The following is a 406-nucleotide window of genomic DNA, read 5'->3' on the forward strand; positions in this document are numbered from 1 at the left end:
ACGACGCTTGTGTCGTCTTACAAACTTGCGTTCGTAAAACTGCCTCTTAATATCTACCAAATTGTTAATGAACTTCTGGATTAACCAGATGAAAAAGCTCTTCAAAGCCCTTTCATCTGGACAATCTTGCTCTACCCCGGATTTAGCTTGGCTAGTGTTCTAGTTTGCTTGCGGTGGTGGGTCTGGGTGGACTTGAACCACCGGCCTCACCCTTATCAGGGGTGCGCTCTAACCAACTGAGCTACAGACCCGAGCAGCTCTGCTTTATTGCGAGCTCAAAGACATCTTAGGAAAACAAACTGTGTGGGCGCTTGGATGTTGTCGTGCGTTTTATTAAGGAGGTGATCCAGCCGCAGGTTCCCCTACGGCTACCTTGTTACGACTTCACCCCAGTCATGAACCACAC

General features: G+C 48.5%; 1 tRNA gene and 1 rRNA gene. Both read right to left on the reverse strand.

Annotated features, from left to right (window positions below):
• Positions 1-174: 174 nt before the first annotated feature.
• Positions 175-251: transfer RNA gene (locus tag E1O47_RS12165), tRNA-Ile, on the reverse strand.
• 83 nt (positions 252-334) lie between these two features.
• Positions 335-406: ribosomal RNA gene (locus E1O47_RS12170) — 16S ribosomal RNA — on the reverse strand; the annotation flags it as partial.

It is taken from the genome of Legionella yabuuchiae (genome assembly GCF_900640115.1).
GTDB classification, from domain to species: Bacteria; Pseudomonadota; Gammaproteobacteria; order Legionellales; family Legionellaceae; genus Legionella_A; species Legionella_A yabuuchiae.